13 protein-coding genes are annotated in these 12,295 nt (G+C 57.3%); 9 read left to right on the top strand and 4 right to left on the bottom strand.

Going from position 1 to position 12,295, the window contains the following annotated elements:
- Positions 1 to 55 precede the first annotated feature (55 nt).
- From N1689_RS15870 to glpE, 3 genes are read right to left on the bottom strand one after another with little or no spacing between them, the layout of a single operon-like run.
- Entirely contained in the window at positions 56 to 814 is a 759-nt protein-coding gene (locus N1689_RS15870) for a DeoR/GlpR family transcriptional regulator (protein WP_013359303.1), read from the bottom strand.
- A 32-nt stretch (positions 815 to 846) separates the two neighbouring features.
- A complete protein-coding gene (glpG, locus tag N1689_RS15875) occupies positions 847 to 1,668 on the bottom strand; it encodes a rhomboid family intramembrane serine protease GlpG (RefSeq protein WP_161733705.1) in 822 nt (273 codons plus the stop codon).
- A gap of 29 nt (positions 1,669 to 1,697) precedes the next feature.
- A complete protein-coding gene (glpE, locus tag N1689_RS15880; RefSeq protein WP_260059411.1) occupies positions 1,698 to 2,024 on the bottom strand; it encodes a thiosulfate sulfurtransferase GlpE in 327 nt (108 codons plus the stop codon).
- 227 nt (positions 2,025 to 2,251) lie between these two features.
- Here glpE and glpD point away from each other — a divergent pair, with 227 nt between their 5' ends.
- The 9 genes from glpD (at position 2,252) to mdcH (ending at position 11,171) form a co-directional block, all read left to right on the top strand.
- On the top strand, positions 2,252 to 3,757 hold the full coding sequence (gene glpD, locus N1689_RS15885; protein ID WP_161733709.1) for a glycerol-3-phosphate dehydrogenase: 1,506 nt from the start codon (positions 2,252 to 2,254) through the stop codon (positions 3,755 to 3,757).
- A gap of 353 nt (positions 3,758 to 4,110) precedes the next feature.
- A complete protein-coding gene (gene mdcA, locus N1689_RS15890; RefSeq protein WP_161733711.1) occupies positions 4,111 to 5,766 on the top strand; it encodes a malonate decarboxylase subunit alpha in 1,656 nt (551 codons plus the stop codon).
- On the top strand, positions 5,767 to 6,627 hold the full coding sequence (locus N1689_RS15895) for a triphosphoribosyl-dephospho-CoA synthase (RefSeq protein WP_161733713.1): 861 nt from the start codon (positions 5,767 to 5,769) through the stop codon (positions 6,625 to 6,627). It abuts the gene before it with no gap.
- A gap of 8 nt (positions 6,628 to 6,635) precedes the next feature.
- Positions 6,636 to 6,935, top strand: coding sequence for a malonate decarboxylase acyl carrier protein (gene mdcC / locus N1689_RS15900; RefSeq protein ID WP_033734248.1), 300 nt, complete (start codon positions 6,636 to 6,638; stop codon positions 6,933 to 6,935).
- Complete coding sequence (locus N1689_RS15905; protein ID WP_135907562.1) at positions 6,928 to 7,761, top strand: biotin-independent malonate decarboxylase subunit beta; 834 nt, start codon at positions 6,928 to 6,930, stop codon at positions 7,759 to 7,761. The genes mdcC and N1689_RS15905 overlap by 8 nt, the downstream gene beginning before the upstream one ends.
- A complete protein-coding gene (mdcE, locus tag N1689_RS15910; RefSeq protein ID WP_150011130.1) occupies positions 7,761 to 8,561 on the top strand; it encodes a biotin-independent malonate decarboxylase subunit gamma in 801 nt (266 codons plus the stop codon). Before N1689_RS15905 ends, mdcE begins: the two co-directional genes overlap by 1 nt.
- Before the next feature lie 132 nt (positions 8,562 to 8,693).
- Positions 8,694 to 9,653, top strand: coding sequence for an AEC family transporter (locus N1689_RS15915; protein ID WP_161733715.1), 960 nt, complete (start codon positions 8,694 to 8,696; stop codon positions 9,651 to 9,653).
- Between the two features lies 1 nt (position 9,654).
- Positions 9,655 to 10,272, top strand: coding sequence for a malonate decarboxylase holo-ACP synthase (locus N1689_RS15920; RefSeq protein ID WP_161733717.1), 618 nt, complete (start codon positions 9,655 to 9,657; stop codon positions 10,270 to 10,272).
- Positions 10,269 to 11,171, top strand: coding sequence for a malonate decarboxylase subunit epsilon (gene mdcH, locus N1689_RS15925; RefSeq protein WP_260059412.1), 903 nt, complete (start codon positions 10,269 to 10,271; stop codon positions 11,169 to 11,171). The genes N1689_RS15920 and mdcH overlap by 4 nt, the downstream gene beginning before the upstream one ends.
- Here mdcH and N1689_RS15930 read toward each other — a convergent pair.
- The gene (locus tag N1689_RS15930; RefSeq protein ID WP_253420292.1) at positions 11,161 to 12,087 is read right to left on the bottom strand and encodes a LysR family transcriptional regulator; all 927 of its coding nucleotides are present in this window, start codon (positions 12,085 to 12,087) and stop codon (positions 11,161 to 11,163) included. The genes mdcH and N1689_RS15930 overlap by 11 nt on opposite strands.
- Between the last annotated feature and the right edge of the window lie 208 nt (positions 12,088 to 12,295).

The following is a 12,295-nucleotide window of genomic DNA, read 5'->3' on the forward strand; positions in this document are numbered from 1 at the left end:
AAAAAGCGACAGCAATCAAAGAAAAACGCCAGCCGGGCGGCTGGCGTGACAGGAATCAGCAGAGTTCGAGGTGAACCTCATGCTGCTCAATCACTTTCATGACGCTGGCGGGCGGCATTTTGTCGGTGTAGAGATAGTCCAGCAGACTCATGTTGCCAAGGTTAACCATGGCGTTACGGCCAAACTTCGAGTGATCCACCACCAGCATCACACAGCGTGAATTTTCAATGATGGCGCGCTTGGTGCGGACTTCGTGATAGTCGAACTCCAGCAGCGATCCATCCATATCGATGCCGCTGATCCCCAGGATGCCGTAATCGAGCCGGAACTGGGAAATGAAGTCGAGCGTCGCTTCCCCCATCACCGCGCCATCGCGGGTCCGTACTTCACCGCCTGCGATAATTACCCGGAAATCGGGCTTGCCCATCAACAGCATCGCGACGTTGAGGTTGTTGGTCACCACGCGTAAGTCGCTATGGTTGAGCAGTGCATGCGCCACCGCTTCCGGCGTGGTGCCGATGTCGATAAACAGCGTGGCCCCATCCGGGATCTGACTGGCAACACGCTGCGCAATCCGCGCTTTCTCCGCTGACCACATCATTTTACGATCGTGCCAGGCGGTATTCTCAGAGCTGGAAGGAAGCGCCGCGCCGCCGTGGTGACGCTGAATTTTATTCTGATCGGCCAGATCGTTGAGATCGCGACGAATGGTTTGCGGGCTGACCTCAAAGTGATCCACCAGCTCCTCAGTACTGACATATCCCTGACGACGGACTAAATCGATAATCGCATCATGACGTTGCGTCTGCTTCACGTTCCTCTCCTGTTAACCCGCTTATATCCTGTCTAACGACGCGTGACGTTACGCGTATCCACCAGCGCCATTGCCAGCCCGACGACCAGACCGGCGACGTGCGCCGCGTTAGCAATCGCCAGACCAAAGACGCCGAACCAGCCAATCACCAGCCAGACCAGCGCAAAACCGATCAATCCCCTTTCAAGATAGACGCCGCTGTCTGGATCGCGCTCGCCGCGCAGCCAGCAGTAACCCATCAGCGCATACACCACGCCCGACAGGCCGCCAAACCAGATGCCACTGAACTTCGCCTGCAGCCAGCCGCTGAGCAGCGCCGAAATCAGCATAATCACGAACAGTTTGCCGCTGCCAAGACGCTTTTCGACCGCGCCGCCGAGATACCACCACCACATCAGATTAAACAGGATGTGCAGCAGTGAAAAGTGCAGCAGCGCATGGCTGAACCAGCGCCAGACCTGCAGATGCTGGTCGGCATCCGGCCAGGAGAGCCACGCCATTACGGCCTGATCGCCCATCACCTGCATCAGAATAAACACGGCGATACAGAGCACCATCAGGGACAGGGTCAGCGGACCGGCCCGCTCGCGGATGTTCGCCCAGATGTTGCTGCGCTCATAGCGCAGACCGCTGTCGGTCTTGCCGCTATGCCAGCTGGCGGCCTGATAGCGCGGATGGTTAGGATCGTGCAAAAACTGCTGAAGCTCGTTTTCGACCACTGAGATCTTGCTCTCGTCATCCAGCATGATGACGTAGTGATTTTCATGCTCGATGCGCAGCGTGATGCCCTGCGTCGCCATGTAGTCCACAAACGCCTGCGCCATGCGCGGCTGATTAAACTGGGTAATGCGCATCAGTAACTCTCCATGTGACGGGCAGCAACTTATTCGCTGCCGGGGGCAACCTGCTGAGGGAAGGCGGCACGCCAGGCATCAAAGCCGCCATCAATGCTGTAGGCCGCGCTGAAACCCTGTCCCAGCAGATATTGCGCCGCGCTTTTGCTGCTGTTGCCGTGATAGCACATCACCAGCACCGGCAGGCTGTGGTCTGCGCCACTGATAAAGGCGCTGAGGTTGGTGTTGGTCAGATGCAGCGCGCCTGTCGCATGACCCAGGGCATAACTTTGCGGATCGCGGATATCCACCAGCAGTGCACCCTCAGCCAGATGCGCCTGCGCCTGCTTCACGTCAATACATTCGAACATTTCCATGGGATCTCTCATAACAGCGTCGTAATGGTGCGTAGTGTAACCCGAGAATCCACGCCGATAACCTGACAATCGTTACGGCTATCTGTTTTTTTGGTGGGCAGAATGTTAGCTATATCACGCAAAAATGTTTTTACCCGGTTAAAAGCTGGCGTCAATGTTGGTTTGCGATTATGATTATGCTCGAAAACGAACATTAATGAACTATTCCGAACATCGGAGGAGATGACGTGGAAACCAAAGACCTGATCGTGATCGGCGGCGGCATCAACGGTGCCGGCATTGCAGCAGACGCTGCAGGACGCGGACTGTCGGTGTTAATGCTGGAGGCGCGGGATCTGGCTTGCGCGACCTCCTCTGCCAGTTCAAAACTGATTCACGGCGGCTTGCGCTACCTTGAACATTACGAATTCCGTCTGGTCAGTGAAGCACTGGCCGAGCGTGAAGTCCTGCTGAAAATGGCGCCGCATCTGGCGTTCCCGATGCGCTTCCGTCTGCCGCACCGTCCGCACCTGCGCCCGGCGTGGATGATCCGCACTGGTCTGTTCATGTATGACCATCTCGGTAAGCGTACGAGTCTGCCAGGCAGTAAAAGTCTGCGGTTTGGCGCGGATTCGGCCCTGAAGCCGGAAATTACGCGCGGATTCGAATATTCTGACTGCTGGGTCGATGATGCCCGCATGGTGGTACTGAACGCGCAGGAAGTGGTGAAGCGTGGTGGTGAAGTCCGTACCCGCACCCGCGTGACCCGAGCCTGGCGCGAAGGCGGCCTGTGGAAAGTTGAAGCGGAAGATGTCGACAGCGGCAAAACCTTCACCTGGCAGGCGAAAGGCCTGGTCAACGCCGCTGGCCCATGGGTTAAGCAGCTGTTTGATGACAGCCTGAAGCTGAAATCGCCTTACGGTATTCGTCTGATCAAAGGCAGCCACATTGTGGTGCCGCGCGTTCATACCGAGAAGCAGGCTTATATTCTGCAGAACGAAGATAACCGTATTGTGTTTGTCATCCCGTGGATGGATGAGTTCTCAATCATCGGTACCACCGATGTGGAGTACAAAGGCGATCCGAAAAACGTCAATATCGACGACAACGAGACAGCCTATCTGCTGAAAGTGTTCAACGGACACTTTAAAAAGCAGCTGACCGCTGACGATATCGTCTGGTCCTATTCCGGTGTCCGTCCGTTGTGTGATGATGAATCCGATTCACCGCAGGCGATCACCCGTGATTACACGCTGGACGTGCGCGACGATAATGGTCAGGCACCGCTGCTTTCCGTATTTGGCGGCAAGCTGACCACCTATCGTAAGCTGGCGGAACATGCGCTGGAAAAACTGGTGAAGTACTACCCGAACGCGGGTCCGGCCTGGACCAAAAACTGCGTATTGCCGGGTGGCAATATCTCCGGCACCCGTGAAGATTATGCAGCCAGTCTGCGTCGTCGTTATCCATTCATCAGCGAAAATATGGCGCGCCACTTTTCGCGCACTTACGGCAGCAGCACGGAAACCCTGCTTGCTGGCGCGAAAAGTCTGGATGACCTGGGTGAGAACTTCGGACACGAATTCTACGAAGCGGAACTGCGTTACCTGGTACAGCATGAGTGGGTGCGTGAACTGGATGATGCTATCTGGCGTCGTACCAAACAGGGTATGTGGCTGACCAAAGAGCAGCAGGCTCGCGTTGCCGAGTGGCTGGCAGCGAAAGCGAAACCCGTCCTGTCACTGGCCTCCTGAGCAGAGAGTTAAAATACAGAAAGCAGGCTTCGGCCTGCTTTTTTTATGGCGGTTCATCGGACAACTATTCGGATCTATTTCAATACTCACGTCCAGAGTAAACGCTAGATGAAAATTAACTCTGGATCACACTTTTTTTGATAATCAGTTACGACCAGCAATATTCACTGCTGTAACTTTTACTTCATGTATCGCAGCCTAAACTCATCCCTTCGCTTATCTCTTACTCCCTTTCTCTATCGTTACCTTAAATCTAACGTTCAGCTTTTTTGCTTAATTGAACGATGCATTAAGAAAGCTCAGACTTTCTTCAGCATAAACGAAGCAACAGCGATTCTAATCAGGAGGTTGAAATGAACACAGGCCAAACGCCTGCCCGGGAGTGGAACACACGCCGCAGTGAAAAAGCGCGTCGTATGGCTTCCTTTCCCCTTGATGGCAAAGTCATTCCTTCAGAAAGAGCTACAGAAGCCCTGGAAACACTCATTGCACCAGGCGACCGCGTGGTGCTTGAAGGGAATAACCAGAAACAGGCTGACTTCTTATCCCGCACGCTGGCAGCGGTGAATCCGGCAAAGATTCACGACCTGCATATGATTATGCCGAGCGTCGGCCGCAGTGAGCATCTCGATATTTTTGAAAAAGGCATAGCCCGCAAACTCGACTTCTCTTTTTCCGGTCCGCAAAGTCTGCGCATGTCTCAGCTGTTACAGGATGGCCAGTTGGAAATCGGCGCTATCCATACCTATATCGAACTCTATTCCCGCCTCTATGTTGATCTTAGCCCAAATGTGGCGTTGATTGCCGGATACAAAGCCGACCGCAAAGGCAACCTCTATACCGGCCCGAGCACCGAAGATACCCCGGCACTGGTGGAAGCCGCCGCGTTTCGTGACGGTATTGTGATAGCCCAGGTCAATGAACTGGTCGATGACGAAACCGACCTGCCGCGCGTCGATATCCCCGGCTCCTGGATTGACTACGTCGTCGTCGCAGACAAACCGTTCTTCATCGAACCGCTGTTTACCCGCGATCCACGCCTGATTAAACAGGAACATATCCTGATGGCGATGATGGCGATTAAAGGCATCTACGCCGAACACCAGGTGCAGTCGCTGAACCACGGTATCGGTTTTAACACTGCCGCCATTGAACTGCTGCTGCCAACCTACGGCGAGCAGCTCGGTCTGAAAGGTAAAATCTGTAAACACTGGACGCTGAACCCGCATCCAACGCTGATCCCGGCGATTGAGAGCGGCTGGGTCGAGAGTGTGCACTGCTTCGGCGGTGAGCTGGGAATGGAAGAGTATATCCGCGCCCGTCCCGACATCTTCTTTACCGGCAGCGACGGCTCAATGCGCTCTAACCGCGCCTTCTGTCAGCTGGCCGGCCAGTACGCGGTCGATATGTTTATCGGTGCCACCCTGCAGGTTGATGGGCTGGCAAACTCCTCTACCGTGACGCGTGGTCGTCTTTCCGGCTTCGGCGGTGCACCGAACATGGGCCACGATCCCCATGGCCGTCGTCACGCCACGCCTGCCTGGCTGAACATGATCACTGAGCCAGACCCGATGCAGCGCGGTAAAAAACTGGTGGTGCAGATGGTCGAGACCTTCCAGGCAGGCGCGAAACCGACCTTCGTTGAAACCCTTGATGCGGTTGAGGTCGCCAAAACCTCCGGCATGCCGCTGGCACCGGTCATGATTTACGGCGATGACGTGACCCATGTGCTGACCGAGGAAGGTATCGCCTATCTCTATCGCGCAGAAAGTCTTGAAGAGCGTCGCGCTATGGTTGCTGCTGTTGCGGGCATTACCGACATCGGTCTGGGTGTGGATGCGGCACGCGTCGCAGCCCTGCGTAAAAGCGGCAAAGTGGTCTACCCGGAAGATATGGGTATCCGCCGCTCTGACGCCACGCGTTCACTGCTGGCAGCGGGCAGCGTCGCTGACCTGGTTGAATGGTCAGATGGCCTGTACAACCCACCTGCTAAATTCCGGAGCTGGTAAATGAAACTCCTGTCACAGACTCAAGCCGAGGCGCAGTCCAGCCAGCTGGCAACGATGGCGCGCGATTGTCTGATCGATGAAGCACGTCTGAGCCCTAAGCCGGGTCTGGTCGACAGTCGGGGAAACGGCGCGCATCAGGATCTGACGCTGGCGCTGATGGAGCGTTCCGCTCACAGCCTGATGCCAGCCTTTCTGGCGCTGGCCCGTCACAGCTGGCTGCGTCCTGCTGATATCGCCCTGCGCGAAACGGTAGGCCGCCTGGGCCGTGACGGTGAGCAGCAGATGATGGCGGCAACCGGCGGCGTTAACACCCATCGTGGCGCAATCTGGGCGCTGGGATTGCTGGTGAGTGCCGCGGCCATGCACGGCGGCGCTGCCAGTGCCGACCAGCTGACCCGCACCGCCGCTGCACTGGCCAGCCTGCCCGACCGGGCAGCACCAAAGCTGTTCAGCAAAGGTTTGAAAGCGACGCACCGCTATCAGGTGCCCGGCGCACGCGAAGAGGCGCAACAGGCGTTTCCTCATGTGATGAAGCTGGCGCTGCCGCAGCTGCTGTCCAGCCGGGCGGTGGGTGCCAGTGAGAGCGAAGCCCGCCTGGATGCGCTGATGGCGATCATGACCTCGCTCAGCGATACCTGCGTGCTGTCTCGTGCGGGTATGACCGGACTGAACGCCATGCAGCAGGGCGCACGCGCCGTACTGCTGGCGGGAGGCTGCCGCACAGCCGCAGGTCAGGTGGCGCTGTCGCAGCTCGACCAGCGCATGCTGGCGCTCAATGCTTCGCCTGGCGGGGCCGCCGATTTGCTGGCCACGACGCTGTTTATTGATCGGGTCTGCTCGCCTGAACTTTCTTATTTTTAGAGGCCATTATGGAACACATCACATTATCTTTACCTGCTAACCGCCTGCTCAATGGCAGAGCGCTGGCCGGGGTCGTTGGTTCCGGTGATATGGAAGTGCTGTACACCGCAACTGAAGGCCAGACACTGAACATCGATATCACCACCTCACTGGATAACAGCGACGCGCGCTGGAAGGCGCTGTTTGATCGCCTGAACTTAATAAACGGCCTGCCCGCCGGAGAGCTGATTATTCACGATTTCGGCGCGACACCCGGCGTAGCGCGTATCCGTATTGAACAGGTTTTTGAAGAGGTGAGCCATGCGTAACGATGCCAGTTTTATTGAATTACGGGCTCGTGAACGCGCCCATGCGCTGCTGGATGCAGGCAGCTACCGCGAACTGCTTGATCCGTTTGAAGGCATTATGTCGCCATGGCTGGCCCCGCAGGGCGTGGTGCCTCAGTCAGATGACGGCATGGTAGTGGCGCGCGGTACCCTGAATGGTCAGCCTGCAGTGGTTGTCGCCATTGAAGGCACCTTCCAGGGCGGCAGCATGGGCGAAGTTTCCGGGGCGAAAATGGCGGCAGCGCTGGAGCTGGCGGCAGAAGACAACCGCAACGGCATTCCGACTCAGGCGGTGCTCTGCCTGGAAACCGGTGGCGTGCGTTTACAGGAAGCAAATCTTGGCCTGGCGGCGATTGCGGATATTCACGCAGCGATTGTCGATCTGCGTCGCTACACCCCGGTTATCGGCATCGTCAGCGGCACCGTTGGCTGCTTCGGCGGGATGTCTATTGCTGCCGCGCTGTGCAGCTACCTGATTGTCACGCGCGAAGCCCGTCTGGGGCTGAACGGTCCGCAGGTGATTGAGCAGGAAGCAGGCATTGAAGAGTATGACTCACGCGATCGCCCGTTTATCTGGAGCATGACCGGCGGCGAAATCCGCTACGCCAGCGGCCTGGTCGATGCGCTGGTGAGTGACGGCATCAACGCGGTGAAAACCGCCATGAATGACTTTATTGCCAAAGGCGTTCCGGCCCAGAACCGCAGTGATAACTATGCCGATTTCCTGTCACGTCTGTCGCAGTTTGATACCCGCCAGCAGGCGGACACCGCGCAGATTAAACAGCTTTTCGCCCGGGAGGAGAAATAATGACTCAGACAAGCAGCCGCGGTGCAACCTGGCTGGAAAAACTCGCACCCAATGCACAGCGTCTTAGCGGCCTGTGTGCCTCTGTTCAGGTGGCTGACGGCCAGCTCAATGGCGAAAACGTACGCTTTATCGCCGTTGTGCCCGATCCCCAAAACCACTATCCGCGCGCCGCGCAGGGTGAAGTCGGTCTGCTGGAGGGCTGGACGCTGGCGAAAGTGGTGAATGAAACGCGCGAAGCAGACAAAAACAGTGCCGTGAAACGCCCGATTGTGGCGGTGATTGATGTGCCGAGTCAGGCCTATGGCCGCCGCGAAGAGGCATTTGGTATTCATCAGGCGCTGGCCGGTGCGGCGGGGGCTTATGCCAACGCACGCCTTGACGGTCATCCGGTGATTGGCCTGATTGTTGGCAAAGCGATGTCCGGTGCGTTCCTGGCACACGGCTATCAGGCTAACCGACTGATTGCGCTTAACGATCAGGGTGTGCTGGTGCATGCCATGGGCAAAGCATCGGCGGCGCGTATTACGCTGCGCTCCGTGGAAGCGCTGGAAAAACTGGCTGCGACCATTCCACCGATGGCTTACGACGTGAATAACTTCGCCACGCTGGGCCTGCTCTCCGATCTGCTGAATGTGGGCAATCCTGATGCGCCGTCTGACGCTGATGTGGCGATGGTCGAGATTGCGCTGCACAAGGCGATTAGCGACGCTCGTCAGGATCCGAGCCTGAAAAGCCGCCTGGGTGCATCCAATCGTCACAGCTCCTCCCTGGTTCGCGAACGGATGCGCGCGACCTGGTAATCATATAAAAAATAAACCTGCCGAAACCGGTCTGACGGGGCGCATCGCTAACTGCGCCCCGGAGCAGTGGCCGTGTTCAGAATTATAAACATCGCTGTTTTTTAAAGAATTCTTCTTAAATACAGGTGATTTATGATTTATATAATTGTTCATGCCCTTGCTCCGATCTTTGTCATTATGCTGCTGGGTTTCTGGGCCGGTAAGGCCGGAATGGTCAACAACAAAGACGTCTCTCTGCTGAATATTTTCGTCATGGATTTTGCACTGCCCGCCGCGCTGTTCAGCGCAACGGTACAAACGCCCTGGCCGGGCATCGTGGCGCAATGGCCGCTGATTGTGGTTATTACCGGCGCAATGTGGATTACTTATGGAGCTGTCTATTTCGCGGCTACAAAAGTTTTCAAAAAGTCACCGCAGGATGCGGCTGTGTTAACACTGACGGTGGCGCTGCCAAATTACGCCGCGCTGGGCCTGCCCATTCTGGCCAGCGTGCTGGGTGAAAATGGTGCCACTTCGCTCTCGGTAGCGGTCTCCATCGCCTGTGGTTCAGTGCTGCTTACACCGCTTTGCCTGCTGATTCTGGAACGTGAAAAAGCGTTTGCCGACGGCACCGAACACGGTTCAACCCTGACCATGCTGCCGATTCTGATGTGGCGTTCAGTGAAAAAACCGATCGTACTGGGACCGTTGATTGGCGTGGTGTTATCAGCGCTGGGCGTTAAAATGCCTGATCTGGTGCTGGCCGCCATCAAACCGCTGGGTCTTGCTGCCACCGCCGCTGCACTCTTCCTGACCGGTGTCATCCTGTCGGCACGCAAACTGAAACTTAACGCGGTGGTGGGCGTCGGCACGGTGACTAAACTGCTGATTCAGCCCTTTATCGCCTGGGGTCTGGTACTGGCGCTGGGGCTTAACGGTTCAGTGGCCATTACCGCTATCCTGATGATTGCGCTGTCAGCCGGTTTCTTCGGCGTGGTATTCGGCAACCGCTTTGGCGTGCAGTCGCCCGATGCTGAAGCCGTGCTACTGTTGAGCTCGATTCTGTGTATTTTATCGTTACCGCTGTTCATCACGCTGACATCAGGAATGTAATATGAGTGCGCCGCGCCCCCACGATCTGCTCTGGCTGCGTCACAGCGACGCGTTAGCTGCGATTAAAGAGAACTGGGTCAGCACATTCTGGCATCCCGATCTGCCGGTGGTGGTACGGCGCGATCACCGTGAATCCGGTCTGATTCCGGTGGGTGTGCGCGGTGAGCGACGTGAGCAGCGCGCCGCCGGCTGGATTAATCCAGCCGATATTGTCCGGATGGTGACGCCAGAGAGAGTGGCAGAACGGGCATGGCTGCTGGATTCACCCTTTACCGCTTATGCGCCGGTTCGCGCGGCGATTACGCTCAGCGAGTCTCTCTGGCCCTGGCATTGGGGCATAACCGGCAGCACCGGTTATGCGCTGGCGACGCAACGGCCCACGCTGCATGCTGCCAGCGATCTTGATTTAGTGATCCGCGCCCCGCAGCCGCTGCCGCGCGATGCGCTGCAACAGTGGCAGACGCTGACCGACTCGCTGGACTGCCGGGTGGATACCCAGGTGGAAACGCCGTCTGGCGCGTTTGCGCTGAACGAGTGGCTGCGTGAGGGTCGCGTGCTGTTAAAAACCGATACCGGACCGATACTGACCGCTTCACCCTGGAGCAGGGAGAATTCATGAAAATACTCTTTACCTTTCCCGGCCAGGGCACCCAACGAGCCGGGATGCTGCAGCATCTGCCCGACGGCGACGCGGTATTAAACAGCGTGCGCGCGGTACTGGGCGACGAGACCGACCGGCTCGACAGCACTGATGCGCTGCGCCACACCCGCGCCGTGCAGCTCTGTCTGCTGATTGCCGGAGTCGCCTGGGCGCGCGAGCTGATCCGCCGTGGAGTGAAACCGGACATCGTCAGTGGTCTGTCGATTGGTGCATTTCCCGCTGCGGTGATCGCCGGTGCGCTCGATTTCAGCGACGCCCTGCGGCTGGTTGCACTGCGCGGCGATCTGATGGAGCAGGCTTACCCGCACGGATATGGCCTGACCGCCATCACCGGTTTAACGCTGAATCGTCTGGAGAAGCTGCTGGCTGGCAGCAATACCTACATCGCCAACCTGAATGCGGAAACGCAGATTGTGATTGCCGGTCGTGATGAGGATATGGCTGTCGTGGCGCAGAAAGCGCTGGATGCCGGTGCCAGCAAATCGATCAGACTCGCGGTGAGCGTGCCGTCGCACTGCGCGCTGCTGGACAAGCCCGCCGCCGAACTGGCGCGCGCGTTTGCATCCGTCACCCTCTCCCGGCCCGATTGCGCTTATCTCAGCGGCTCAACCGGACGGGTGATTTGGGAACCGGAGAAGATTGCTGACGATCTCGCCTTTAATATGGCGCGCACGGTGCAGTGGAATGATGCGATGGTTGCCGCTAATCAGCGCGATGCCCGACTGGCGATCGAGATGCCGCCGGGCAATGTGCTGACGGGCCTGACACTGCAGGCGGGCTGGCAGGGCGAAGCGATCTGCATGGAGCGCAACAGCGTCGGGGTGGCGCTGCATCTGGCTAAACGGCTCAGTCAGTAAGGCTGCGGGCGTACATCCGCCCTTCTGCCGCCAGGGCCAGCAGGTCATTATCGCGTTCGCGACGATGTGAGTAGACAATCGAGATCTGCTGACGCATCTGACAAGGCTCAGCGAGCGGCAGCAACTGAATGTTGTTTTCATACACCTTCTTCATTCGTCCCGGAATCAGCGCCAGGCCAATGCCCGCCTGCACCAGGCTTATCATTGAGAAGATATCATTTACCTGGGTGACTATGCGCGGTTCAAATCCGGCTATCTGAAACGCCTCCTGCGAACCGGTATAGGTGGCAAATCCCTCAGCCAGTGAAACAAAATCCCGGTCGGCAAAATCACGCAGATCCACCGGGCCGGTTTCCTCCCGCGTCTCCCCGGCTGGCGCAGCCAGAAAAATACTGTCTTCAAACAGCGGAATCACATCAAAATGCGCATCGCTGAGTTCGCCCTCATCGGTGGCGATCAGAATCGCATCCAGCACGTCATCTTCCAGCATATTCATGAGCATCTGATTGGAGCCCATGGTCAGATCAAGCTCGAGCGTGGGCCGACGCAGTTTCATGCCCATGATCAGCCGGGGAATGGTTTCAAGCGTTAGCGAGTAGAGTGTGCCAAGCCGCAGACGACCCACGCCGATACCCGCCACCTTGCGCGCCTCTTCAATACCTTTACCCATCAGGGTAGTCACGTCGCGACAGTAGTCCAGCAGCGTCCAGGCGGCAGGCAGCGGCACCAGATTACGGCCTTTGTGAATAAACAGCGGACAGTCAATGCCCTCTTCCAGCGTGTGCAGCGCGCGATGCACGCTGACACTGCTCAGCGCCAGCGCTTCCGCTGTGCGGGCGATATTCCCTTTGCTCATAAACATCATAAAAACGCTGAGCTTGCGGAAGGTAATTTCCTGATTGATGTTGTCACTCATGGGCTGCGGTTGCCTGTCGGATCGTTTTGCTTTTCCGCATAGTAGCGATTCTCAGCCGGAGTGTAATGATCTGGTTCGCTCTGTGGGCAGATACAGGCACCGAGGTCATAAGATGCTGAACCTTCTGAAAAAGCGACGGGGTGGCGGGAATGCCATGAGAAAAGATGACAATGCGGCCGGTTACCCGGCCGCAAAGAACGTCAGAAAG

It is taken from the genome of Pantoea sp. XY16 (assembly GCF_025153065.1).
GTDB classification, from domain to species: Bacteria; Pseudomonadota; Gammaproteobacteria; order Enterobacterales; family Enterobacteriaceae; genus Pantoea; species Pantoea alfalfae.

Excerpts from the sequence above, each read along its gene's own strand:
- mdcC (WP_033734248.1), top strand. The coding sequence starts at position 6,636 with ATGGAACACATCACATTATCTTTACCTGCTAACCGCCTGCTCAATGGC.
- mdcH (WP_260059412.1), top strand. The coding sequence starts at position 10,269 with ATGAAAATACTCTTTACCTTTCCCGGCCAGGGCACCCAACGAGCCGGG.
- N1689_RS15930 (WP_253420292.1), bottom strand. The coding sequence starts at position 12,087 with ATGAGTGACAACATCAATCAGGAAATTACCTTCCGCAAGCTCAGCGTT.
- N1689_RS15920 (WP_161733717.1), top strand. The coding sequence starts at position 9,655 with ATGAGTGCGCCGCGCCCCCACGATCTGCTCTGGCTGCGTCACAGCGAC.
- mdcA (WP_161733711.1), top strand. The coding sequence starts at position 4,111 with ATGAACACAGGCCAAACGCCTGCCCGGGAGTGGAACACACGCCGCAGT.
- glpE (WP_260059411.1), bottom strand. The coding sequence starts at position 2,024 with ATGGAAATGTTCGAATGTATTGACGTGAAGCAGGCGCAGGCGCATCTG.
- mdcE (WP_150011130.1), top strand. The coding sequence starts at position 7,761 with ATGACTCAGACAAGCAGCCGCGGTGCAACCTGGCTGGAAAAACTCGCA.
- N1689_RS15905 (WP_135907562.1), top strand. The coding sequence starts at position 6,928 with ATGCGTAACGATGCCAGTTTTATTGAATTACGGGCTCGTGAACGCGCC.
- N1689_RS15895 (WP_161733713.1), top strand. The coding sequence starts at position 5,767 with ATGAAACTCCTGTCACAGACTCAAGCCGAGGCGCAGTCCAGCCAGCTG.
- N1689_RS15915 (WP_161733715.1), top strand. The coding sequence starts at position 8,694 with ATGATTTATATAATTGTTCATGCCCTTGCTCCGATCTTTGTCATTATG.
- glpG (WP_161733705.1), bottom strand. The coding sequence starts at position 1,668 with ATGCGCATTACCCAGTTTAATCAGCCGCGCATGGCGCAGGCGTTTGTG.